This is a genomic window from Lacticaseibacillus pantheris DSM 15945 = JCM 12539 = NBRC 106106 (assembly GCF_001591865.1).
Taxonomy (GTDB): Bacteria; Bacillota; Bacilli; order Lactobacillales; family Lactobacillaceae; genus Lacticaseibacillus; species Lacticaseibacillus pantheris.
In genome coordinates, this window is sequence record NZ_BCVS01000004.1 from 37,515 (window position 1) to 60,379 (window position 22,865).

At 54.4% G+C, this 22,865-nt stretch carries 17 protein-coding genes; 9 read left to right on the plus strand and 8 right to left on the minus strand.

The genetic code is table 11. The features are described 5' to 3' along the window. Nucleotides 1-241: 241 nt before the first annotated feature. The 4 genes from xerC to LPA02S_RS01215 all read left to right on the plus strand — a co-directional run bounded on the left by xerC (nucleotide 242) and on the right by LPA02S_RS01215 (nucleotide 4,074). Entirely contained in the window at nucleotides 242-1,138 is an 897-nt protein-coding gene (gene xerC / locus LPA02S_RS01200; RefSeq protein WP_054650504.1) for a tyrosine recombinase XerC, read from the plus strand. Nucleotides 1,139-1,240: 102 nt separating this feature from the next. Continuing rightward, nucleotides 1,241-1,762: an ATP-dependent protease subunit HslV gene (gene hslV / locus LPA02S_RS01205; protein WP_056956940.1), complete on the plus strand. Its 522-nt coding sequence runs from the start codon at nucleotides 1,241-1,243 to the stop codon at nucleotides 1,760-1,762. Between the two features lie 9 nt (nucleotides 1,763-1,771). After that, a complete protein-coding gene (gene hslU / locus LPA02S_RS01210) occupies nucleotides 1,772-3,175 on the plus strand; it encodes an ATP-dependent protease ATPase subunit HslU (protein WP_056956938.1) in 1,404 nt (467 codons plus the stop codon). Between the two features lie 26 nt (nucleotides 3,176-3,201). Further along, the gene (locus LPA02S_RS01215; RefSeq protein ID WP_054650502.1) at nucleotides 3,202-4,074 is read left to right on the plus strand and encodes an aldose 1-epimerase family protein; all 873 of its coding nucleotides are present in this window, start codon (nucleotides 3,202-3,204) and stop codon (nucleotides 4,072-4,074) included. A 72-nt stretch (nucleotides 4,075-4,146) separates the two neighbouring features. Here the strand turns inward: LPA02S_RS01215 and plsY are convergent, their stop codons facing one another. Next, nucleotides 4,147-4,767 carry a glycerol-3-phosphate 1-O-acyltransferase PlsY gene (gene plsY / locus LPA02S_RS01220; RefSeq protein ID WP_054650500.1) on the minus strand — a complete coding sequence of 207 codons (621 nt, stop codon included), beginning with the start codon at nucleotides 4,765-4,767 and terminating at the stop codon, nucleotides 4,147-4,149. A gap of 213 nt (nucleotides 4,768-4,980) precedes the next feature. Here plsY and parE point away from each other — a divergent pair, with 213 nt between their 5' ends. The 4 genes from parE to LPA02S_RS01240 all read left to right on the plus strand — a co-directional run bounded on the left by parE (nucleotide 4,981) and on the right by LPA02S_RS01240 (nucleotide 11,726). Beyond that, nucleotides 4,981-7,002, plus strand: a complete 2,022-nt coding sequence (gene parE / locus LPA02S_RS01225) for a DNA topoisomerase IV subunit B (RefSeq protein WP_056956936.1) — start codon at nucleotides 4,981-4,983, stop codon at nucleotides 7,000-7,002. Between the two features lie 6 nt (nucleotides 7,003-7,008). Beyond that, nucleotides 7,009-9,471, plus strand: coding sequence for a DNA topoisomerase IV subunit A (gene parC, locus LPA02S_RS01230; protein ID WP_056956934.1), 2,463 nt, complete (start codon nucleotides 7,009-7,011; stop codon nucleotides 9,469-9,471). 317 nt (nucleotides 9,472-9,788) lie between these two features. Further along, nucleotides 9,789-10,751, plus strand: coding sequence for a LysR family transcriptional regulator (locus tag LPA02S_RS01235; RefSeq protein WP_056956932.1), 963 nt, complete (start codon nucleotides 9,789-9,791; stop codon nucleotides 10,749-10,751). A 45-nt stretch (nucleotides 10,752-10,796) separates the two neighbouring features. Then, on the plus strand, nucleotides 10,797-11,726 hold the full coding sequence (locus tag LPA02S_RS01240) for a manganese-dependent inorganic pyrophosphatase (protein WP_056956930.1): 930 nt from the start codon (nucleotides 10,797-10,799) through the stop codon (nucleotides 11,724-11,726). A 1,043-nt stretch (nucleotides 11,727-12,769) separates the two neighbouring features. On the opposite strand, the gene LPA02S_RS01245 is transcribed toward LPA02S_RS01240, so the two are convergent. The 3 genes from LPA02S_RS01245 to LPA02S_RS01255 form a co-directional block, all read right to left on the minus strand. Continuing rightward, the gene (locus LPA02S_RS01245; protein WP_054650498.1) at nucleotides 12,770-13,063 is read right to left on the minus strand and encodes an ArsR/SmtB family transcription factor; all 294 of its coding nucleotides are present in this window, start codon (nucleotides 13,061-13,063) and stop codon (nucleotides 12,770-12,772) included. A 37-nt stretch (nucleotides 13,064-13,100) separates the two neighbouring features. Further along, nucleotides 13,101-13,664 (minus strand): NUDIX hydrolase, encoded by a 564-nt coding sequence (locus LPA02S_RS01250; protein WP_056956928.1) that lies wholly within the window; start codon nucleotides 13,662-13,664, stop codon nucleotides 13,101-13,103. Between the two features lie 126 nt (nucleotides 13,665-13,790). After that, entirely contained in the window at nucleotides 13,791-14,657 is an 867-nt protein-coding gene (locus tag LPA02S_RS01255; protein WP_056956926.1) for a DegV family protein, read from the minus strand. A 230-nt stretch (nucleotides 14,658-14,887) separates the two neighbouring features. On the opposite strand from LPA02S_RS01255, the gene LPA02S_RS01260 reads away from it, so the two are divergent. After that, complete coding sequence (locus LPA02S_RS01260; protein ID WP_056956924.1) at nucleotides 14,888-16,594, plus strand: NFACT RNA binding domain-containing protein; 1,707 nt, start codon at nucleotides 14,888-14,890, stop codon at nucleotides 16,592-16,594. Nucleotides 16,595-16,666: 72 nt separating this feature from the next. Here LPA02S_RS01260 and LPA02S_RS01265 read toward each other — a convergent pair whose 3' ends face one another. From LPA02S_RS01265 to pyrR, 4 genes are read right to left on the minus strand one after another with little or no spacing between them, the layout of a single operon-like run. Further along, nucleotides 16,667-19,519 (minus strand): ATP-binding protein, encoded by a 2,853-nt coding sequence (locus LPA02S_RS01265; protein ID WP_054650496.1) that lies wholly within the window; start codon nucleotides 19,517-19,519, stop codon nucleotides 16,667-16,669. Then, nucleotides 19,512-20,612 carry a carbamoyl phosphate synthase small subunit gene (locus LPA02S_RS01270; RefSeq protein ID WP_056956922.1) on the minus strand — a complete coding sequence of 367 codons (1,101 nt, stop codon included), beginning with the start codon at nucleotides 20,610-20,612 and terminating at the stop codon, nucleotides 19,512-19,514. The genes LPA02S_RS01265 and LPA02S_RS01270 overlap by 8 nt, the downstream gene beginning before the upstream one ends. A gap of 21 nt (nucleotides 20,613-20,633) precedes the next feature. Beyond that, on the minus strand, nucleotides 20,634-21,923 hold the full coding sequence (locus LPA02S_RS01275; protein WP_056956919.1) for a uracil-xanthine permease family protein: 1,290 nt from the start codon (nucleotides 21,921-21,923) through the stop codon (nucleotides 20,634-20,636). Beyond that, complete coding sequence (gene pyrR, locus LPA02S_RS01280; protein ID WP_054650494.1) at nucleotides 21,916-22,464, minus strand: bifunctional pyr operon transcriptional regulator/uracil phosphoribosyltransferase PyrR; 549 nt, start codon at nucleotides 22,462-22,464, stop codon at nucleotides 21,916-21,918. The genes LPA02S_RS01275 and pyrR overlap by 8 nt, the downstream gene beginning before the upstream one ends. Nucleotides 22,465-22,865 lie beyond the last annotated feature (401 nt).

Below are 22,865 nucleotides of genomic sequence, written 5' to 3' on the forward strand. Positions count from 1 at the left end.
AATATCAGCCTTATTGGTTTAGGTCCAGGGAGCTGCATTGTGGTCCACGTTTGTAGGGCGGGTTGCTCACCATAACCCCAATCGGTCAGAAGCCTGGCGGGCGTCGATGTGCATCGTTTTTACGAAGCCGCCAATTATGACTGGTCGCCTTTGTTGTCCGGCATGAATTTCCGCTTTGTCAGTATTTACGTAAGCGCATTCGCACTAACTGTGATAGGATAATTGGGACGGAGGTGAGCCGATGGAGCCACTAGACGAATTTATCAACTACCTGAAGGTTGAGCGCCACTATTCGCCCGCCACCCAGCGGGCCTACCACGATGACGTGGCTGCGTTCCGCCAGTTTTGTGAGGAGAGCGGCGGCTTTGATGGGTACGACAAAGTCGATACCGTGACCGTGGCGGCCTTTATGACTGACATGAACGACCACCATTACAGCCGCGCAACTACCGCGCGTAAGCTCAGCAGCCTGCGGAGTTTTTACCGCTACATGATGCGGGTGGGGCGCGCTGACCATGACCCCTTTGCCATGGTTGAGACCAAAAAGGGTCACCGCCGCCTTCCCCAGTTTTTCTACGAGCCCGAAATTGAGCAGCTATTTAAGGCGGTTAGTGGGTCTGAACCCGCCGACATTCGCGACCGCGCACTACTCGAAGTGTTGTACGATACGGGGATGCGGGTGAGCGAAGTGGCTAACCTGACAGTGGAGCAGGTGGACATTAAGATGCACGCCATCCTCGTTCACGGTAAGGGCAACAAGGACCGCTACGTCCTCTTTGGCGACCAGGCCGCTGCGGCGCTCCAGCAGTACGTTGATACTGTACGGGCAGATTTGATGGCGGTGAGTGGACTGTGGACTAACCGCATGTTTTTGAACCAACACGGCAATCCCATTACCGCTCGCGGCATTGAGTACATTCTGGACCGCGTGGTGGAGCGTACCAGCCTGACTACGAAGATTCATCCCCACATGCTGCGGCACAGCTTTGCGACGCATATGCTTAATCACGGCGCTGATTTACGGACCGTACAGGAACTGTTAGGCCACAGTAGTCTATCGACCACGCAGATCTATACGCACGTCACGACGGCGCACCTGGTGGCGGACTACCAGAAGTATTTTCCTGAGCATAAGTAGCAGAATCATACTTTAGTACGATGTTATGACAGAGTGTCACAGTTATGATGTACACACCATCACCGAATTGATGGTCAACAACGGATATTAAGGAGCAAATTAATGACAACAATTGCAGCAGTACGACGTAACGGGCACACGGCGATTGCCGGGGACGGCCAGGTCACCGGTGGCGAGAAGGTCATCATGAAGGGGACCGCGGAGAAAATCCGCCCAATCTATGGTGGCAAAGTCGTGGTTGGTTTTGCTGGTGGTGTCGCTGATGCGGTCACCCTGCAGGATTGGTTTGAAAAGAAACTGGAACTGTTCCAGGGTAACTTACAGCGCTCAGCCGTGGCTTTGGCCCAGGACTGGCGTAAGGACCCCACGATGCAGAAGCTGGAGGCCATGCTGATTGCGATGGACGGTAAGGAGCTGTTGCTGATCTCCGGTAACGGTGAGGTGATTGCCCCCGATGAGGACGTCCTTGCCATCGGTAGCGGCGGCAACTTTGCCCAGGCCGCGGCCGTAGCCCTACTCCGTCACACGGAGATGGACGCGGGTGCGATTGCCAAAGAGGCGGTGGGCATCGCCAGCAGCATCGATATTTTCACCAACTCAAACATTAAGGTTAGCGAACTATAGGAGGCGCCCATGAGTGATTTAACACCGAAACAAATTGTCGCCCAGTTGGACCAGTACGTGATTGGTCAGGATGAAGCGAAGCGGGCCGTGGCGGTGGCCCTGTATAACCGGGAACGCCGCATGAAGTTGAGCCCGAAGATGCAGCAGGATATTACGCCGAAGAACCTCTTGATGATCGGACCGACTGGGGTTGGGAAGACCGAGATTGCCCGGCGCCTGGCCAAAGTGGTGGATGCGCCCCTCGTGAAGGTTGAGGCCACTAAGTTTACAGAGGTCGGCTACGTGGGTCGTGATGTGGAATCCATGGTGCGGGACCTCGTTGATGTTGCCGTCCAGATGGAAGAAACCGCGCAGTACGCCCAGGTGCGTGGTCGTGCTGAAGAGGCGGCCAACAAGCGACTGGTCAAACTATTGGTACCGGGCATCAAGAAGGAAAAACGTCAGAACAACATGGCGGACCTGATGTCCATGCTCAACAGCATTCAGAATAACGAAACGTCGAATAACGATGAGGACGATGGCGAAGTGACCGACCAGATTCGCGACGAGCGCCTCTCGGTAGCGGAGCAGTTGGACAAAGGCCTGCTGGAAGACCGTGAATTGACCGTGGCCGTGGCTGATGAAAAGAAGGCCAATGGTGGTATGAACGATATGTACGGCCAGATGGGCATTGATCTGGGCCAGGCACTGGGTAGCATGATGCCCAAGCAGAAGGTGGAACGCACCATGTCCGTCCGCGAGGCCCGCGAAGCCTTTATTCGCGAGGAATCCTCCAAGCTGGTGAACCACGCCGATATTTACGCAGCGGCTATCCGGCGGGCGGAGAACTCAGGCATCATCTTCATTGATGAAATTGACAAAATTGCCAAGGGCACTAAGAATGGTAGCGGTGAGGTATCCCGCGAAGGTGTCCAGCGCGATATTCTGCCGATTGTCGAAGGGTCCCAGGTCAACACCAAGTACGGGATGATCAGTACTGACCACATCCTGTTCATCGGTTCTGGTGCCTTTGCGGAAGCCAAGCCGAGCGACCTGATTGCCGAACTGCAAGGCCGGTTCCCAATCCGCGTGGAATTGTCCGACCTGACTGAGACCGACTTTGTCCGGATTTTGACCGAACCCGATAACGCGCTGACCAAGCAGTACATGGCGCTCATCGGTGCCGACGGGGTTAAGGTCACCTTTACCCAGGAAGCCGTCCAGACAGTGGCGCACATTGCGGCTACGGTGAACACCACCCAGGAAAATATCGGTGCGCGGCGGTTGGCGACCATCTTGGAAAAGCTGCTGGAGGACATCCTGTACGAGGGTCCGGACATGCAGATGGGTGCCATTACCATCACCGAACAATACGTCCAGGATAAGGTGGGCGACATTGCGGCTGATGACGATATGAGCAAGTACATTTTGTAAAACACTTTGGTAGGGGGAAATTTTTGATGGTTACGATTGCAAACGAACACTTACAGGCGGAAATTAACTTACACGGCGCGGAGTTGTCCAGTCTTAAGGGCGACGACGGCACGGAGTACATGTGGCAGGCTGACCCGCAGGTATGGGCACGTCACGCACCAGTATTATTCCCGATTGTTGGGGCGCTCAAGGATGATGAGTATCATTATCAGGGCCAGACGTACCACATGACCCGCCACGGCTTTGCTCGCGATATGGACTTCGAGGTGCTCCGTCAAGAAGACAACGCCGTTGAGTTAGTGCTAACCGACACCGCCGAGTCACGGGCGAAGTTTCCCTTTGCCTTTCGGCTGGTGCTGAGTTACCGGCTGGCCGGTAACAGCCTGGAAGTGGGCTACAGCGTGAACAATCCTAGCCACGACGATGAACTCTATTTCAGTATTGGTGCCCACCCGGCGTTTAGCCTGCCGTTAGACGCAGAGTCGGCTTACGATGAATACACGCTGACGTTTGACCCAGCAGAAACCCGTACCCACATCCCCCTGGACGGAAAGTATGCTGATTACGCCCAACGTGACGAGCAGGAGGTTGGTCAGCAAGCGTTGTCCCACGAGCTCTTTAAGGACGATGCGTTGATTTACGAGTTGAATGGTGAAGAAACGACGATGAGCCTGAAGTCGAGCAAAGGTGGTCACGGGGTGGCCCTGACGGTCAGTGACGCGCCATACGTCGGCATTTGGTCCAACTACCCAGTTCCTGGCAACTTCTGCTGCATTGAACCGTGGTGGGGCATTGCGGACGCGCCAGACGCTTCGGGCGAGCTGACGGAGAAGCGCGGCATCAACCGCTTGGCTCCAGGTGGCACCTTTGTCCAGGGATACACGATTAAGACATTCTAGTCATAGGCGCACAAAAGCCGCGGTTCAACGCCGCGGCTTTTGCTTGGAGTAATGTGTATGTGCGGGCAGCACTTACTGGTGTCGCTGTCGGTACCAGTAGTACAGGCCAAACGGAACCAGGTTTTCCTTACCGGCCCGAATGCGGGCAAAGTTGGCCCGGTGCCGGATAAAGAAGACCACCGTCAGCACCCCCGCAATGGTGGTGAGCAACGGATCATGGTAGCCAAACCAGCTAATGAACGTCACGATGGTAATGGCGGACGTACTGGCGATGCTGACCATCGACGTCAACAGAATGAATGAAACGAAGAGGGCGGAGGCAATCAGGAAGAAGCCGGGGTTATATGCTAACAAAATTCCCGCACTGGTTGCGACCGCTTTGCCACCTTTGAAGCCGATAAAGATGCTGGCGGTATGACCCACCACGGCGGCAACACCACACACCAGAATGAGCCAGTGCTGGTGGTAACCAAACATGACGGGTAAGCTCGCCCCGAGCGTTCCCTTGAGGATATCCATGGCCAGGACGATGGTGCCGGCTACAGGGCCGAGCACCCGGTAGACGTTGGTCGTCCCAATGTTATGGCTGCCGGCGGTACGGACGTCCTTATGGTATAGTGCTTGACCGATCCACACGCCCGAGGGGATCGAACCCAATAAGTATGAGAGAATAAACGCTAATACAAGTAGCATATCGCCACTCCTTTCAAGCTAACATTTTAGCATGTTTGCATAGTGAGCGCACCGCGCCGGGTGTAACGGATAGAATTTATTTTGACAGTCTTGGGGCACCCGGGTAGAATTAATTGGTCAATACGAACATACTTTCGCTACCGAAATATTTGGAGTGGGTTGCCTTAGTGGTGTAAAGTAACATTATTGTGTAAAAGGAAAGGTTGTCGATTTATGGCGAAACCAGTAGATGCTTATAACGATTCGTCGATTCAAGTTCTCGAGGGCCTTGAAGCCGTGCGCAAGCGTCCCGGGATGTACATCGGTTCGACCGATGCCCGTGGGCTGCACCACCTGGTCTACGAAATTGTAGATAACGCGGTGGATGAAGCGCTGGCCGGTTATGGAGACATTATTGCCGTCACCATTCACCCAGATAACAGTATTACCGTTGTGGACCACGGACGGGGGATGCCTACGGGTACGCACGCCAGTGGCCGACCAACAATTGAGGTTATCCTCACCGTGCTGCACGCAGGTGGTAAGTTCTCCCAGGACAGTTACAAGACTAGTGGGGGTCTGCATGGTGTCGGTTCTTCCGTCGTGAACGCCCTCAGTGAGTCGCTCACGGTGCGCGTGGTGCGTGACAAACGCGCCTACACCGAGACGTTTATTAACGGCGGGCACCCAGACGGTAACGGTTTGCAAAAACTGGGTAAGGTGAACGAACCTAACGGGACCACCATCACGTTCAAACCCGACCCGACCATTTTTCAGACTACTACCTACAGCTTTGATACCCTAGCTGAACGCCTGCGTGAGTCGGCCTTCCTGCTGAAGGACATCAAGATTACGTTGACTGATGAGCGTCCTGATGAACCCCGGGTGGAGGAATACCACTATCCGGAGGGGCTGAAGAGCTTCGTGGAGTACCTCAACGAAGGTAAGGACACGATGTCACAGGTCATGCACTTTGAGGGTGACAAAGAAGGCATCGTGGTCGACTTTGCCGGACAGTACAACGACGGATACTCCGAAAACATTCTGTCGTTCGTTAACAACGTGCGGACACCGGATGGTGGGACGCACGAAGCGGGGATGCGTGCGGGGATGACCCGCGCCTTCAACGACTTTGCCCGTAAGGTGGGGCTGCTGAAGAAGCGAGATAAGAACCTGGAGGGTAGCGACGTCCGTGAAGGGCTCGCCGGCGTCCTGGCGATCCGCGTGCCGGAGGAACTCCTCCAGTTTGAAGGCCAGACCAAGGCCAAACTGGGGAGCCCGGAAGCCCGCCCTGTAGTTGAAAACGTGGTGGCCGAGCAGCTCAGTTACTGGCTCATGGAGGGCGGGGATGCCGCCCAGGAGCTGGTCAAGAAGGCTGTCCGGGCGCGTGAGGCACGTAACGCTGCCCGCAAGGCCCGGGATGAGTCCCGTAACGGCAAGAAACGCAAAAAGGATCAGGGCCTCCTATCGGGGAAGCTTACGCCGGCACAGAGTAAGAATGCCGCCAAGAATGAGCTGTTCCTGGTCGAGGGTGATTCTGCCGGTGGGTCGGCCAAGCAGGGTCGTGACCGGCGTTTCCAGGCGATTTTGCCGCTCCGTGGTAAGGTGCTCAACACCCAGAAGGCGCGCCTGGACGATATCGTGAAGAATGCCGAAATTAACACGATCATTTACACGGTCGGTGCCGGTGTCGGGAGCGACTTTGAGGTCGACAGTTCCAACTACGACAAGGTTATTATCATGACCGATGCCGATGATGACGGCGCGCACATCCAGATTTTGCTACTGACGTTCTTCTACCGCTACATGCGGCCGCTGATCGAAGCCGGCAAGGTGTACATTGCGCTACCGCCGTTGTACCGGTTGTCCAAAGGTGTGCGTGATAAAACACGCATCCAGTACGCGTGGACCGACGAGGAGCTGGAGTCCGAGGCTAAGAAAATGGGCAAGGGCTACAGTCTGACCCGGTTCAAAGGTCTGGGGGAAATGAACGCCGACCAGTTGTGGGAGACGACCATGAACCCAGAAACGCGGACACTGATTCGGGTACGCATCGATGATGCAGCTCTGGCTGAGCGTCGGGTGACTACGCTCATGGGTGACCGGGTTGAGCCCCGCCGTGAGTGGATTGAGCACAACGTGAAGTTCACGTTGGACGATGAGGGTTCCATCCTGGAGTCCGATACTGACCACGCCGATATGCAGTTTGGGAAGCAGACCATCAAGAAGCAACTCAATAAGCGGAAAGGAAAGTAGTGAGTTATGGCCAATAACGTTCAAGAATTAACGCTTGAAGACATTATGGGTGACCGCTATGGCCGGTACTCCAAATCCATTATTCAGGAGCGGGCGCTGCCCGACGTGCGCGACGGGTTAAAGCCCGTGCAACGCCGGATCCTCTTTGCCATGAATAAGGATGGCAACACCTATGATCACGGGTTCCGGAAGTCGGCTAAGTCCGTCGGGAACGTCATGGGTAATTTCCACCCTCATGGTGATAGCTCAATCTACGAGGCCATGGTTCGCTTGTCACAGGACTGGAAGTTACGTGTACCCCTCGTGGAGATGCACGGTAATAACGGTTCGATGGATGGTGATCCGCCGGCCGCAATGCGGTACACGGAAGCCCGCCTATCTAAGATTTCGGGCGAACTGCTGAAGGATATCGATAAGGACACCGTGGATATGGTGTTGAACTTTGATGATACCGAGCAGGAACCCACCGTTTTACCGGCTGCCTTTCCTAACTTGCTGGTGAACGGCTCGACCGGTATTTCAGCTGGTTACGCAACCGAAATACCGCCGCACAACCTCCGCGAAGTTATCGATGCGTTGCTCATCCTGATGCAAAATCCAGACGCAACGCTGGACGATCTAATGACCAAGGTCAAGGGTCCCGATTTTCCTACCGGTGGCATTGTGCAGGGTCTGGCCGGCATTCGCCAGGCGTACGAAACGGGCCGGGGCAAAATTGTGGTGCGGTCCAAGACTCACATTGAGGAGATGCGAGGTCACCGCCAGCAGATCGTCGTGACGGAGCTCCCGTACGAAGTCAACAAAGCTGAGTTGGTTAAGCGAATTGACGAGCTGCGCGTGAACAAGAAGGTTGACGGCATTGCTGAAGTCCGGGATGAAAGCGACCGTTTCGGACTGTCTGTGGTCATTGAACTAAAGAAGGACGCCAATGCTGAAGGTATCCAGACGTACCTCTTCAAGAACACCGATTTGCAGGTGTCCTACAACTTCAACATGGTGGTCATCGCCGACCTCCAGCCGCGACAACTGGGGCTAAAGCCCTTGCTGGCAGCGTATCTGGAACACCGTCGCGACGTGGTAGTCCGGCGCGCCCAGTACGATTTAGCTAAGGCCCAGGCGCGGGCGCACATCGTCGAGGGGTTAATCAAGGCCCTGTCCATCCTGGATCAGGTTATTAAGACCATCCGCGGTAGTAAGGACAAAGCTGACGCCAAGAACAACCTGGTGAAGGAGTACGATTTCACCGTGGCGCAAGCGGAGGCCATTGTGTCCCTGCAGCTGTACCGTTTAACCAACACGGACGTGACTGCCCTTGAGGCGGAAGCGGCCGAGCTGGCCAAAACAATTGCTCGGCAACAGGACATCATTAATAAACCGGCGGTCCGCGACAAGGTAATTACCGACGAATTGCAGGCCATTGGCAAGACTTACGGTTCCGACCGGCTGACGGAAATTGAGGCCCAGGTGGAGACACTTGAGGTGGATACGACCGTGTTGGTTGCGGATGAGCAAGTGATGGTGCAGGTATCACGTGATGGCTACGTTAAGCGGAGTAGCTTGCGTAGTTTTCAGGCGGTTAGTCCGGAGGTTAACGGCTTGAAGGACGAGGACGCACCCGTTTATGCGGCGCAGCTGTCCACCCTGACGCACCTGTACATTTTCACTACCAAGGGCAACATGATTTACCGCCAGGTACACGAACTGGCCGACACCAAGTGGAAGGACTCGGGTGAGCACCTGAGCCAGACTGTGGGCTTGGCGGCGGATGAGCAAGTACTGGCGGTGTACGCCTTTGATAAGCTGGACGGCGACGGTGCGTTCACCATCGGGACCAGCGACGGGTACATTAAGCAAACGTTACTGGCGGAATTACAGCCAACCCGGACGTATAAGAGCAAACCCATTGTGGCCATTAAACTCAAAGAGGCGGCGGCCACCGTTACGGACGTGTACTTTAACGCCGCCGGTGCGCAGGAGCTGTACGTCTTTGTTGCCACCAAGATTGGCTATGGGTTAACCTTTGCACTGGACGAAGTTCCGGTTAGCGGCGCGCGGGCGGCGGGTGTGAAGCTTATTAATCTCAAACCCGATGATGCCGTTGCTAACTTTGCCGTGCTCGATAACCCTGATGGGGCGACGGTGGGCATTCTCACACAACGTGGGGCGTTCAAACGGATGCGCGTCAGCGAAGTACCAGTAACCAGTCGTGCCAAGCGGGGACTGCAAATTTTGCGCGAACTGAAGAAGGAACCGCACCGCATCGTGGCAATGGTCTTGTTGGCGAGTGGGATGACTCTGGACGTGACGACAGACCAGGGGACGCAAACTAACATCAAACCGATGGACCACCCGCTGAGTGACCGTTATAGTAACGGATCATTCATTATCGATACGGATATGGTCGGTACGCCAGTCGCAGTGGTACCACACTTGGATGCAACTACCGGTGATGATGACACCGCGGAGTAGCGCTAATAATGATGAGAATTTGTTGTGGGCGAAACCACGACCGTGATTGACAAAACGAACCGTCGACAAATTGGTGTCGGCGGTTTTTATTTGCACATAGGCATTGCGAACGCTTTCTATTTGGTGCAGGTATAACGGGCGTGGCAAAAAAATTATAAGAAAATAATCAGAAACTATTGTTTTTGGCGGCCCGATAACTTATTCTAACTATTAGAGCATAAATTAGAGCCAAGTAGGATGCACAGAGGGCGGTTGGAAACGCGTTTTGCTGCCACTGGTCGTCGGTGAAAGCTCAACTAAACTAGAGGAGATTGCTTATGGCTACAAATCACGATTCGTTGTTCTCAGCCAAGACTTTGGCATATTTCATGCAGTTAGCAGATTCGATGAACTACACGCAGGCAGCCCAATTACTGGGAATTACCCAGCCAGCGTTGACCCAGCAGATTAAGAAGCTGGAACAATCGGTGGGTGCACCATTGTTTTTCTCCGTTGGTAAAAAATTGCACCTTTCAGACGCTGGGGCCACGATGTTGACGGCTGCCCAGGAAATCTATGAGGTCATGAACAACGCGACGGACGAAATCCAACGGACTACTAGTGCCAACTCCGGGGAAATCTCAATTGGGTTCTTGTCATCAATTGAGGATGCCGTGTTTACCGACTTCATTGCGCAGTATTATGAAAAGCACCCAGATATCACCGTTACTTTCCGCCTGATGACCCGGCGTGAAATTTGGGAGAGTCTCGAGAACAACCGGATTGATTTGGCCGTGATGTACCTGCCAGATGATTCGATTAAGAACTGGAAGCCGTACGAATCCCGGAAAATTTTCGATGAAGAATTACTCTACCTACACCATGGTGCCAAGCTGGAGGGTAAGAAGCGCATCAGCTTTGAGCAAACTGCCAATTATCCGTGGGTTTCATACCCGTCCGACTATTTCTTGTCCCACCTGTTAGGCGAGACGTACAAGAACCAGTTAGTCACCATGCCCGATCCGGTGGCACGCTTCACGACGCCATACCAGTTGGCTAAGTTCTCGAACATGACGCACGTGAACACGGCGTTGCCATCTAGCTTTTACGGTGCCCACAAGGACGATATTGAAGCGGAAGCATCTCAGTTTAAGCCTGGTATTCACTTTGAACTCAGCTTCGTTTACCGACGCGGGAAGGACCAGATTCCACGAATTGCCGGATTCCTGGACCAGTTCAAAGAATATTTGGATGAGAAGGATTACTTCGCTCGTATCAGTGCAACGCGTGGTAGACTATAAAAGGTAGCACACGCCATTGATTAAACACAAAGGAGCAACGCTTTCATGACAACTTTGATTTTCGGGCACCAAAGTCCTGATACAGACGCCATTACTTGTGCCATTACCTTCGCCGAGTACCAGCGTCAGAACGGCAACACTGACGTTGAAGCCGTAGCACTGGGGACGCCTAGTGCAGAAACACAGTTCGCACTGGACTACTTTAAGCAGGCAGCACCACGCGTAATTAAGACCGCCGCTAACGAGACGGATACGGTGATGCTGGTTGACCACAACGAAGCCCAGCAGTCCGTGCCGGACCGTGACCAGGTCACAATTGAGTACGTGGTGGATCACCACCGAGTAGCCAACTTTGAGACGGCCGCACCGCTGAACATGCGTCTAGAAACTTTAGGTAGTTGCAACTCGGTTATCTACCACATGTACAAAGAAGCCGGTTTTGAAATCAGCCCACAGATTGCTGGGTTGATGGCTTCTGGCTTGATTTCTGACACGTTGTTGCTGAAGAGCCCCACGACCACCGATGAAGACCGGCGCATCTTTGCAGAACTGCAGAAGATTGCTGGTGTTGACCTGGAGGAATACGGGCTGCAGATGCTGAAGGCTGGGACCAACCTCAGCGCTCGTACTGACCAGGATCTCATTGATGGTGACGCCAAGAGCTTTGATATGAACGGCACCCACGTGCGTATCGACCAGGTTAACACCGTGGACCTGTCAGAAGTTTACGACCGTCAGGCGGGGATTGAGGACGCAATGAAGGCTGAAGCTGACAAAGAGGGTTACGACCTGTTCTTGGTTATTGCGACGGACATCCTGAACAGTGACTCGGTTGGCTTTGCTGTAGGTGACCACAGTAAGGTTGAAGCTGCGTTTGGCAAGCAGTTTGATGACCAGGGGCGGATTGCACTTCCGGGTGTGGTTTCCCGTAAGAAGCAAGTTGTACCACCATTGACGGCTGCATACAACGGCTAAAACGATTAAGTTTGCAAAGTAGCGTTCTCTTTGTGGGGCGCTATTTTTTTGCGGATAGATATTAGCGTGGGCAACCAACGCGTGGGTTATAGGTAACTTATTTAACCCACCCTTGCTTTTGGTATAGGGTGGGGTAGGTGGGGTGTTCACTGCCCGTGGAGGCAAAGGTTGGTTGTTACCCTGTAATTTTATAGTGACCTATCTGTTTACAATACAATTTGGTCTTTGCTGGTGATCATAGAAGTCATTAAGCCAACGAAAAGCTAACGAACGAATAACGCCGCCATTGCGGGAACCATGTTGATTAGTTTGTCAGTCATCAGGTTTTAAACTTAGCGAATTAAACTGAAAAAAACGCGAATTACACCCAGCAGAAGGATGTTGGCAGACTAAAGACTTATGATGTCAGCCATGTGCCTGTTGAATCGCGTTATGTATTTATTGCGAAATCGCGATTTTGTTGGTCATAATCACGTTACGGCGGTAATTGGTATATAGGCGTCAGTGACCGAGACCCGCTCATGCAAGCCGATATGTGCAGGTGTTTTAATAATGAATTTGTAGCTCGAACCAAACGTGAATTAGTAGTGACGTGTATCGCTGAATTTCGAGTCTGAGAGGACGATTTTGGGGTGATTTCGACGGTATTGGTCCGTGGACTGGTCAACCAGACGAATGCAATCACTTTGATTAGCACTGGCGTAAATCGGTAATTTAGACAGGTACATACGTGGGAAAATAATACTCGGTGTTTGGCAGGATGCATTGAAGCTTGAATCATGCAGCATTTTAAACTGAGCAGTGCGCCTGGGTTAGTTGCGAGCAATCTTAGTTAGTGGGACTGAAAGATGTTGGCGCGGTTGGCGGGCGAATCTGCGCGCCAGCCTTTAATAATCTTCCGTTGTGTTTTCTTCGGATAATATATATTATGTAAACTAGAATTAAACGATTATTACCAATCCGCAGCAAGCCCCCCCCACTAGCCCAGTTTGTGCGTGAGGAACTGCTGGTACCGGCAAATCGCGTATGGCTACCGTATATGACTACAATGTGCCCAGAAACCCTGGCAACACCGCGGTAAAAACTTGGCTGTTAATGCCCACATACCGGGTCTGCGCTGCACGTCGTGTCGTTGTCAATCCGGCTTCACGGAGTAGCTTTAAGTGGTACGACAAGGTTGACTTGCTGATGCCCAGTTGCTCACCAATTGATGTGGAATCCATCTCGTGACCCACACCGTGGAGCAAACGAACAATTGCTAACCGGCTTTCGTCTGCCAACGCTTTGAATATTTTGACCCGTAGCTCATCGTTGCTAATTGTTTGTTTAATGTTCATAGCGCATCCTCGTGGAGTTTTTCTGCGATTACCATCGCTATTGGGCTGACGCAATAAAGGCCAAGTAATAACTGACGGCAGCGATTGTTTGTGCTGAGGTCACTTCGCCGTCACGTACGGCCGTCACGAGGTCCGTAAACGGCACCAGGTTTGTAGTGACGAATTCGTCTTGGTCAAAGTGGCGTTCTGTCCGCTGATTAGGATCAATTGTAGCCATCACGGCAGTAATACGTTCATTGGTAAAGCCTTCAGACGCCATCATGCTTGTGAACGGTCGTAAATCTGATGCAATATACCCCGTCTCTTCGGCTAGTTCCCGTTTGGCTGCGGTCACCGGATCCTCGCCTGGATCAATCAGGCCCGCTGGCAGCGCAATCGCCTCACCATTGAGGCCCACCCGGTATTCCTGGTTAACGAGTACTTGCTGTCGGTCGGCCGTCATGGCCAGCATGACTACTGCTTCACCATGTTCCACTAGGTCACGATGGACGGTGAGGCCATCGGGAGTTTTAATTGTTTGTTGCAAAACTTTGAAAATGGGTCCGTTATAGACGCTTTGGCTACTCAATACCTGACCAGTTGTTTGAGGACGTTTCAGCATAGTGTGTATCCCTTCTAATTCGAAAATTTTGAAAGCATAAAAATAGACGCTCACTCAGCGTCTACATTATACAATATAATAATTGCAGAATTAAATGGTGCAATTAAATCGCCTTTGGTTGCGGCACTACGCTTTGGTAAAGTCCTTCATCCATGCAATTGCGATGGCCTTTTCGCCTAAATGGGTGCCGATTACTGGCCCAAAATAAGAGGTTTCAAAGGGTACTTCGGGGAACTTTTCCGTGAGGTCTGCTTGCCACTTGGCGGCGGCATCGGGATCGTTGGCGTGAATCACCAGACCGCGGACCGGATAGTCGATTTGGTCCAGCTCTTCCTGGAATAAGGTTTCCGCACGCGCGTACGCCTTCTTTAACGACCGAATCTTTTCAATCGCCACAATTTTGTGCGATTCATCGTCGAACGTTAATAATGGCTTGATTTTTAGCATGCCGCCGATAAAACCGGCCGCGTTGGATAACCGCCCACCACGGACCAGATTTTGTAAGTCGTTAACGATGAAGTATTCGCCCATCGATGCACGCAAGTCGTCCAAGCGTTCAATAATTGCGGGCACGTCAGCACCCGCTTCGACCATGTGCGCTGCCTCAAGTACCAACCAACCCATGAGTTTAACGGTAATTTGGGAGTCGTATACGGTGACCTCTAGTCCGTCAATCTCGGGTGCAATTGTACGTAGAGTTTGCTGAAAACCGGAAATGGTGTTGGCCAAGTGAATGCTAATAACCTTTTCGTAGCCTTCATTCCTTAGGTTTTCGTAAAGGTGAATCATCTCACCTACCGGCGGCTGGCTGGTACTGGGAAACGTTTTGGCGGAACGTAACTTGGTGTAGTATTCTGCTGGGGTAATGTCCTTCCCCTCGTCGTATACCTGTCCGTCCAGGATTACGGGAATGGGTACGACGGTGATATTGTTGGCCCGTACTTCTTCATCGGAAAGATAAGCAGTACTATCGGTCACAATTGCAATTTTCATAACGTGGACCAGCTCCTTCAAAATTATACCCAAGTACTATAACACAGAACCAATGTTAAGGCTATTTTCCACCCGCGGGCGATTGACAACCGTGGTGCACAATCACCAACAGCATTTTTCTGAAAACCCTGCCGGCATTCGTGTCCGTATTTCCCATCAATACGAACATATTTTTGCACCATGGTGAAACTACTAGTACAATGAAATGAGCTAATTAAGGAGGTCACACCATGTCCTTTGACGGATTATTTACCCACGCGATGGTGCGCGAACTGCAGGGCGAACTACAATCTGGTCGGGTGATGAAAATCTCACAACCCTACCCTTACGAATTGATGCTCAGTATTCGTGCTAACCGTAAAACGCAAACCCTGTTGCTCTCAGCCAATCCTGAATTGGCGCGGGTACAGATTACTACCATCCCCTTTGCCAACCCCAAAGTGCCCACGCCATTCACAATGGCAATGCGCAAGTACCTCGCTGCCGCAACGCTTACCGACATTCAGCAGGTCGGCGCCGACCGGATTATTTACTTTGACTTTGCCACACGTGATGAACTCGGTGACTCCGTCTCCCTACGACTGGTGGTTGAATTAATGGGTCGCCACAGTAACGTCATTCTGGTTGACCAACGGACCCACAAAATTTTGGAGCTTATTCGCCACGTGCATCCGGATGAAAACCGGTTCCGGATTCTGCTCCCGGGAGCGGAGTACGTTGATCCTCCTTATCAAGATAAACTGGATCCGTTCACGGCGCAACCAGCAGACTACACCCCGTTGGTGGAACAGGCAGGTTCGGATACTGGCGCACTGGCTAAAGCCATCCAGTCCCGGTTCCAAGGCTTTGGGCGTGACGCGGCCGTCGAAATGGCGACCCGATTACAACACGGCCTCCCACAAGCTGCTTGGGACGGTCTGATTGATGCCTTTAACCACCCAGAGCCAGTGCTGATTGACGCTCAGAAGCCACAGTTTGCTGCCACACCGCTGCGAACGGTTGACGGCGACGCCCACGCGTACCCCACGCTATCGGCCCTCCTAGACGCCTTTTACGCCCAACGCGCTGAACGAGCCCGCGTGCAGGAAGTCGGGAGCAAGCTCATTCGCGTATTACGAACCAATACCGAGCGGCTAACCAAGAAGCTCAAGAAATTGCAGCACACGTTAGATGAAAGTGACCGGGCGGACGAGTTGCGTATCCGTGGTGAGGTTTTAACCACGTATTTGCGCGACGTTCCCCGTGGCGCAAACTCGGTCGAGTTACCTAACTTTTACGACGACATGCGCCCCATCAAAATCGCGTTGGCCCCGGAATTAGGGCCTAACCAGAACGCGCAAAAGTACTTCACACGGTATCAAAAGCTACGCAAAGCCGTGAGCCACGTGCACGAGCAGATGGCTGAGGCGCAGGCCGAGCTTGAGTACCTGCAGGGTGTCCAGGCCATGGTGGAGATTGCTGCCCCGCAAGACCTGGTGGATATTCAGACTGAACTCACCAATGCCGGCTACATTCGGCTCCAGCGCAAAGCTAAGAAGCAACGGCAGCCCAAAGTGGCTCCACCTGAAAGATTCTGGGCCAGTGATGGCACCGCCATCCTGGTGGGTAAGAATAACCTGCAAAACGAGCAGCTAACCCTGCATAGCGCGGCCAAGGACGATGTTTGGCTGCACGCGAAGGACATCCCCGGCTCTCACGTCATCGTCAAGTCTAACGACCCGAGTGCACGCACGCTCACCGAGGCCGCGTCCTTAGCCGCCTACTTTTCTAAGGCGCGGCAATCGGCCAACGTACCGGTGGATTACATCCCCGTCAAACGGATTCGCAAGCCAAATGGCAGCAAGCCCGGTTTTGTCATCTACACGGGCCAACGGACACTGAGTGTGACCCCAACCACCGAGCTGGTGGATAAACTGCGGCAACAACCGACCATGTAAAGTCTAGCTAGTACACAAATACCCGCCCAATGTCCTTATGGAGATTGAGCGGGTATTTGTGTGTAAATAATATTACCAACTAACTGGTGGTAGTGGTTCGAGCGAGAACGCCCGGGCTTCATAGACCCGTAACATGGCGTCCGCACAGACGCTGTTGATGATTGGAATTGTCCGGGCAGTCGCTTGTGCCCTAACAGCTGCGCTGGGCGAATCGGTGATAACGAGCCGAACGTTGGCTCGCGTGATGCGGGTCCCGTCAGGCTGAATCTGGAAACCTTGCGCCCGCAACCGCCCGGCCAACGCGCTGGCTTTGTCGTCGGCGAGGTCGAGCAAAATGGGCCCGTGGTCCGGTAACGGTTGGTGTGCCGCAGCAAACGCCTTGATCAATGCTTTGCCCAGCGCGGTATCGCTGCCCATGACCACACCCGTTTGCACCATTTCGGGCCTGTCGGTATCCGGTGCGGGCAAGCCCTGGCGGTAAACCGGCAACAGTACGTGCACCCCGTCAGCCTGGGCCAGTTGTCCGGACGCGATACCCAAGTCAGCCAGCTTGTTGCCCAGGTACACGTGCGCCGCCAATGAACCAAAGTCAACGGTAGTCGTCTTGGCTAGGAACGGTACGGTGGCGTTAACCGTGGGTGCAACGCGGCGCACGATGATTTGGTGACCGTTCACCACGAACTCCGTGTGCACAAAGCCAATCAGGCCGTACATCTTGGCCAGGTTGACCGTAATGGCCGTGACGCGTCGTGTGAGTGCGGCCACCCCTTTGCGTGGCGGCGTGACTGCTAGCACCGTGCCGGCAACGTCCGCGTTGTGTTCCAAACTGTTAATCACGCCGAGGACGGCCACGGTTTCGCCGTCGCTCAACGCGTCCACGGCCAGGTGCGTGTTACCAGGTGCGATGCTAGCCGTGAAGTCAAGGCTAACTTCCCAGTCGCTGTCCGACTCACCCGCGACGGCCGCACCAGCTTTGGATTGGTCAAAGGTGGTAACGGAGTCGGCGTTGCTACCCAGTACGTTCATGCCCGCGGCACGGAGCCGCCCTGCCAGCGCGGCTCCGTCGTTACCACTAGCCTGGCAGATAACGCCAATGGGGTCCTCGTGGTGGATGATCGTCAGGATTTCCTCGGTGCTGCCGGTGGCTAGGTACCGCCGGACGCCCGCTACGTTTTGCTTAACCGTGCTGTTGGTAATCATGACTGGCGCGTAGCCAGCCTGCGTAATGGCGTCTGCCAAAGCAGCGGTGACAGCACCCTGCGCCTCATTAAGCCATAGGTGTGTGCTGGTCGGTGTAACGATGACAACTCGCGGCTTGGTACCTACCCGCGGTTCACTTTCGTCACCAAAGCTACTGTAGTATGACCGGGAGGCGTTGATGATTTGGCCGCCGCCATCAATGGCCTTAAACGTCGGCTGAATGGCGAGTTCGGCGCGTAACGCGGCTACTTGGTCAGTGGTCATGTCCCAGCGGTTAGCAATTGCCGCGTCGGTAATGCCGTACCGCTTCGCCTCCCGTAGCAAGTCTAGGTCGCCGGGGTGACTCGTGAGCTGCTGGTGCAACTGCGACAAGTGTTGCACGATGGCCAGCAACCCCACGTTAATACGGGATAATTCCACTAGTTCGTCGAGGGTGTACCCCCGGTCAAAGGCGGACCAGATAGTGGGTAACCGCAACGCGTTGGCCCGAATAATGTGCTGGGTCAGCTCCCCGTCATCCCAATTGGTAATGGTGGCGGGTACGACGTCCGCCGTCAGCTTTGCGCCGAGCTGGATGCGTAATCCCTCCAGGATGGCGCTCTCAGCGTTCGCTCCCGCTCCCAAGATTGCGCCGCTCGCTACTAGTTGTGGCCCGAGCGTCGCGCCGTTGAGGTGGTCCTCACCAAACTGGGGGAACCGGGTCATGATGGCGTCCTGGGTGGGCTCGATAACGGCTGGCACACCCGCCCCAATTTCGATTTCATCCACGTTGCGACCCAGCGCAATTTGTGTGGACACCTCGGTAATGGGATAGGCCGTCGCGGTCTGGGTGAGTTCCGTCGCCCACGTGGTCCCCACCCGGACTTTGAGTAGGTACCAGTCGGCCGACGTGTCGTCGAGGGCAAAGGAGAACGTGGCGGTACCACGAATGTCCAACGCGTCGAGCACACGGAAAGCCGCGGCGCGTAACACGTTGCGTTCGTGGTCCGTAATGGTTTGGGCCGGCGACAATACAATGGTGTTCGCCGGGTTGACCCCCACCGGATCAAAGTTTTCGGTGGTTCCGATCAGTAGCTTGGTATTGTTGTTGTCCCGAACGAGGACGCACTCCACCGCTTTCAGACCGTTAATGGCCCGCTCAATCCGTAACCGGCCCCAGTGGTCGGTATTACTGATCAACTGGCGCAGTTCGTCCGCATTGTTGGCGATCCCCCGGTTAGCCCCCCGACGCATTAATACGGGGTAGCCGATTTTATCCGCAACGTCAGTGGCCTGGTTATCCGACTTAATGTACGTTGATTCAGGGTTTGGTAAATGCTGTTCCCCCAAAAAGTGGCGGAAAGCCTCGCCGTCTTCCAGCGTGTTCAGGATACTGTCGTTAGTATCGAGTACGGGGATGTGAAGCTGACGAAGCAGGCCACTCTGCTGGACCTGGCGCAGAATATGCACGGCACTTTGGCCGCCAATGGTCCCGAGGATGGCGTCCGGACGTTCACGGCGAATTACCTGGCTGATAAAGTCAACGGTTAACGGTGCGACGAAGATACGACCGGCGATGTGGTTGTCCCGCGGGGCGTTAGGATCGCTGGTGACCAGCGTTACGTCCTTGCCGGCTGCGGTTAGTACCTGACACGCGGTGGCAACAGCCGCCGGAAATGAAGTGGGCTGGGCTGAACCGACTGGGCCGGTCCCAATAACCAGAATACTCTGGACCGTTTTACTCATACCGCGTCGCCTCCTTCCCCGCTTTGTCCTTCTCGGCGTCAATTAACTCCATGAACTCAGTCAGAACGTGGTCAGCATCGTTACTGCCCGGTGCCCCCTCCGGCTGAAACTGCACCCCGTATGCCGGAAAGCGGCGGTGGCGTAGGCCTTCAACCGTTTGATCGAGAATGTTGAGGTGCGTAATCAACAGTTCTTCGTTATGTTCGAGGCTGGCCGGATCGACGGTGAAACTGTGATCGTGCGAAGTAATGTCAATCCGCCCGGTGGCGACTTCCCGGACGGCAAAGTTGAGTCCGTGGTGTTCGTGCGCCAAACGCTTGGTGGTGGCGCCGTTGGCCATGGCGAATAGCTCGTACCCTAGTCCGATGCTAAGTAACGGTAGGTGTTCCTGGATACCACTAATCATCGGTAGCGCACCCTGGCTATCCTCGGGGTCTCCGGGGCCGTCACTGAGCACCACACCATCGGGATCCAGGTTCAGGATCCGTTCGGCCGTGGTGGTTGCAGGGACAATGGTCAGGTTGCAATCGCGCACCGCAAACTCACGTAGCAGGCTGTGCTTCAAGCCAAAGTCGACCACCACGATGTTCCGACCGGTCCCTGGTGATGGGTACGGGCGTTCAGTCGATACCTGCTGAACTTGATTGTGGGGCAGTACCAGCGCCCGTAGTTGGTCAAAGGCGTGTTCGTCGGCCGCGTCCACGATGCTGGCTTTCTGCGGCCCGGTTGCATCAATATGTCGCCGCAGTGCCCGGACGTCAATTTGGGTGATGCCGGGAATCCCGAGCTGGTCGAGAAAGTCCGCGAGCGACATTTTACCACCCTGGTGAGCCGTTACGTGTGCCAGTTCGTTGACCACCACTCCGCGAATGGAGGGATCAATGCTTTCGTAATTATCCCGGTTTACGCCCACGAGCCCGACGGTTGGCACCGTGAAGGCGATAATACACCCGGTGTTCACTTTGTCCGTAATGGTCTCCTGGTAGCCAGTCATTCCCGTTTGGATGACTAATTCGCCTGAAGACACGATGGACGCACCAAAGCCGGTGCCGGCAAATGCGGTACCGTCTTCGAGTATGAGATAGCGTTGCATGGGGTTCACCCCTTTGAAAGTTTATTCTTCGTTAGCGGCCTTAGCCGGTAGCACAAAGTTTAGCAGGATACCCAGCACCGTGGCAACCGCCAATCCGGAGAACGTGTACCCGCCGAATTGGAGACTGGCCCCACCAATCCCGATAACCAGGATGGTGGACGCAATCATGAGGTTGCGCTTGCGGTTAAAGTCAACGCGGTTGTCAATCAACACGCGCAGACCGTTGCTGGCGATGACCCCGAACAGCAGGAAGCTAATCCCGCCAATTACTGGCCCGGGGATGGATTCAATCAGGGCCGATAGCTTGCCGATGAAGGCGAAGACGATGGCGAAGAAGCCGGCACCACCCAAGACCCAGACGCTTTGTACCTTGGTCATGGCGATAACACCGATGTTTTCACCGTAAGAAGTCACGGCTGGCCCGCCGACCAAACCGGCAATGATTGAAGCCGTCCCGTCCCCCGCTAACGTGTGGTTGAGGCCGGGATCCTTAAAGAAGTTCTGGTTGGTCAGCTTGTTGAGCACCATGATGTGGCCCATGTGTTCGGTCATGGTGACAAAGGCGATGGGCGCCATCGATAGAATTGCTCCCCAGTAAAATTGCGGGTGGTACGTTAGGAACGGGACTTGGAAGTGTGGCAAGCTGAACCAACCAGCTTTAGCCACGGTACTGAAATCCACGAGGCCAAAGAAGATGGCGACGATATACCCGCTCACGATGCCCAGCAAAATCGGGAGTAAGCTGATAAAACGTTTGAGGAACATGTTGTAGATGATGGTGAGTGCCAAAGTAATCATGGCAACCGCAAAGTAGCGAATGTCGTACACACTCGCCCCGCTCGCCGTGGTGCGCATGGTGGCGTCGGTGGCAGCCGTGGTGGCCAGCGACAGGCCAATCACCATCACGATGGGGCCGACCACAACTGGCGGTAACGCGCGGTCAATCCAGGCGCTACCGGCAAAGTTGACGATTAACGCCACCACTAAGTATACTACGCCGACGGCCACAACACCCTGGGCAATTGCCGGGTATCCGGCACCCTTCATCAGGGACTCCATCATGGTGATGAAACTGAACGAGCTCCCCATGTACGCTGGAATTTTGCCCCGGGTAATGAGGATGTACATCAGGGTGCCCACCCCACTACTGAACAACGCGATGGACGGGTCAAGCCCGACCATCAACGGAACGAGCACCGTGGAGCCGAACATGGCGAATAAGTGCTGAATGGATAAGCCCACCCACTGGCCGAAGCCGGGGCGGTCGTGAATGCCAAGTACAATGCCGTCGTTAGGGTTTTGCTTACTCATGGTGGGCCTCCTTGCCGCTACTAATGGTGATGTTGTCCTGACCGTCAATTTCACTCACGCTGACTTTGATTTGCTCATCCTGTGCTGTGGGGATGTTTTTCCCCACAAAGTCGGGCCGGATGGGTAGCTCACGGTGTCCGCGGTCGACCAGAACGGCCAAGGAGATCATGCGTGGTCGGCCGTATGTCATGAGTGCGTCTAACGCCGCGCGAATTGTCCGGCCGGTGTAGAGTACGTCGTCAACTAAAATCACGTGCTGGTCGTTGAGGTGCGCGGGTAACTCACTCGTGTCCACGTTCGTTTGGCTACCGGCGGGTTCGCGATCATCGCGGTAGTTGCTAATGTCCAGCGATCCGACTGGTACCGTGACGCCCTCCAATTGCTCCATGCGGGTGGCGAGACGTTGGGCGAGGTACACGCCCCGCGTTTGGATACCCACAAATACCAGGTCGCGTAACCCCTTGTTACGCTCAATAATTTCGTATGTAATGCGGGTTAGTGCCCGCTGCATGGTGACAGCGTCTACGACTTCTTTGGTCATAACCGATTTCCTCCTTGGTGTAACCGGGGACGGCTGCCCGCCCCTACGGCCACAAAAAAACGCCCCCGTCCAGAGAATGGACGGAAGGCGTTACGCAATCATCAAGTTGCCTCCGCGGAGGCGCGATTCCTTCCAAGCCTCTCTGGACTTAGTTAAAGGCAATATTTAATTGTACTCAGTCTAATGTAGGTGGTCACCATTGTCAACGTTAATCGAAATTACTCCGCGGTACCCCCCAGCTGGTCTAGGGCTGGGGGGTTACGAACGCGCGGGCGGGGGTTGGGGTTGCGGCTTACGTGCCCTGCGCCGTGATTGCTACGGTAGTATCTGGCGGCGGTGTCGGTCGAACCGGTGAGCTGCGGCTTTCGTGGGGTACTCCATGGTCACCAATGCTAATGAAG

What these genes read in the sequence shown, in the direction of transcription:
- xerC (WP_054650504.1), top strand. Translation starts at nt 242, where the DNA reads ATGGAGCCACTAGACGAATTTATCAACTACCTGAAGGTTGAGCGCCAC.
- hslV (WP_056956940.1), top strand. Translation starts at nt 1,241, where the DNA reads ATGACAACAATTGCAGCAGTACGACGTAACGGGCACACGGCGATTGCC.
- hslU (WP_056956938.1), top strand. Translation starts at nt 1,772, where the DNA reads ATGAGTGATTTAACACCGAAACAAATTGTCGCCCAGTTGGACCAGTAC.
- LPA02S_RS01215 (WP_054650502.1), top strand. Translation starts at nt 3,202, where the DNA reads ATGGTTACGATTGCAAACGAACACTTACAGGCGGAAATTAACTTACAC.
- plsY (WP_054650500.1), bottom strand. Translation starts at nt 4,767, where the DNA reads ATGCTACTTGTATTAGCGTTTATTCTCTCATACTTATTGGGTTCGATC.
- parE (WP_056956936.1), top strand. Translation starts at nt 4,981, where the DNA reads ATGGCGAAACCAGTAGATGCTTATAACGATTCGTCGATTCAAGTTCTC.
- parC (WP_056956934.1), top strand. Translation starts at nt 7,009, where the DNA reads ATGGCCAATAACGTTCAAGAATTAACGCTTGAAGACATTATGGGTGAC.
- LPA02S_RS01235 (WP_056956932.1), top strand. Translation starts at nt 9,789, where the DNA reads ATGGCTACAAATCACGATTCGTTGTTCTCAGCCAAGACTTTGGCATAT.
- LPA02S_RS01240 (WP_056956930.1), top strand. Translation starts at nt 10,797, where the DNA reads ATGACAACTTTGATTTTCGGGCACCAAAGTCCTGATACAGACGCCATT.
- LPA02S_RS01245 (WP_054650498.1), bottom strand. Translation starts at nt 13,063, where the DNA reads ATGAACATTAAACAAACAATTAGCAACGATGAGCTACGGGTCAAAATA.
- LPA02S_RS01250 (WP_056956928.1), bottom strand. Translation starts at nt 13,664, where the DNA reads ATGCTGAAACGTCCTCAAACAACTGGTCAGGTATTGAGTAGCCAAAGC.
- LPA02S_RS01255 (WP_056956926.1), bottom strand. Translation starts at nt 14,657, where the DNA reads ATGAAAATTGCAATTGTGACCGATAGTACTGCTTATCTTTCCGATGAA.
- LPA02S_RS01260 (WP_056956924.1), top strand. Translation starts at nt 14,888, where the DNA reads ATGTCCTTTGACGGATTATTTACCCACGCGATGGTGCGCGAACTGCAG.
- LPA02S_RS01265 (WP_054650496.1), bottom strand. Translation starts at nt 19,519, where the DNA reads ATGAGTAAAACGGTCCAGAGTATTCTGGTTATTGGGACCGGCCCAGTC.
- LPA02S_RS01270 (WP_056956922.1), bottom strand. Translation starts at nt 20,612, where the DNA reads ATGCAACGCTATCTCATACTCGAAGACGGTACCGCATTTGCCGGCACC.
- LPA02S_RS01275 (WP_056956919.1), bottom strand. Translation starts at nt 21,923, where the DNA reads ATGAGTAAGCAAAACCCTAACGACGGCATTGTACTTGGCATTCACGAC.
- pyrR (WP_054650494.1), bottom strand. Translation starts at nt 22,464, where the DNA reads ATGACCAAAGAAGTCGTAGACGCTGTCACCATGCAGCGGGCACTAACC.